1 protein-coding gene is annotated in these 685 nt (G+C 41.2%); it reads left to right on the forward strand.

Annotated elements, in window-relative coordinates; translation table 11 throughout:
- Positions 1-685: transposase (locus tag ABDZ53_RS12860; protein WP_343757155.1), on the forward strand; the 685-nt coding region annotated here is incomplete at both ends.

Raw genomic sequence — 685 nt, forward strand, 5'->3', positions numbered from 1 at the left:
CCTTTACAGCGAAGACTCCGATAGTAGAAGAGCACTGCTATATTTCCAATTATGTTAAAGCGAATGTCCTTTCTCAATCCTCTGGTGCCCGTTCGGTTAAAGATATCTCTGAAGAGACTCACGTCTCTCAAGCAACGGTTCAACGGATCATTAATAAAGCGGCTAAAAACCATAAACCGTTTTACCATGCTTTGCCTGCGCACTTATCTTTTGATGAATTCAAGTATGCGAGTGGGCGAATGGCCTTTGAATATATTGATGTGGAAACAGGAGACATACTAGATATCTTGCCAGCTAAGGATAGCCGGACAGTCAAAAACCATTTTACGATGCGGTATAGCTTAATCCATCGCAAACAGGTCAAAACAGTGACCGTTGATATGAATGCCAGTTACGTCAGTTTCATACCTGACCTCTTTCCGAATGCGGAAATCATTATTGATCGGTTTCATATTGTTCAATTAGTGAACCGGTCCATGAATAAAACCCGTGTACAAGTCATGAACCAGTTCAATACGTCCAATGGAGAAGACCAAAAGAAATACCGACGATTAAAACGGTATTGGAAGAAACTATTAAAAAAAGAATCCGACCTATCTTATACAGAGTATGCTCACTATGCTCTATTTGGACAACGTCTAGAATCAGCGATTGTCGGTGAGATGTTAGACTACGACCCGGCCTT

It is taken from the genome of Alkalibacterium iburiense (assembly GCF_039521845.1).
GTDB classification, from domain to species: domain Bacteria; phylum Bacillota; class Bacilli; order Lactobacillales; family Carnobacteriaceae_A; genus Alkalibacterium; species Alkalibacterium iburiense.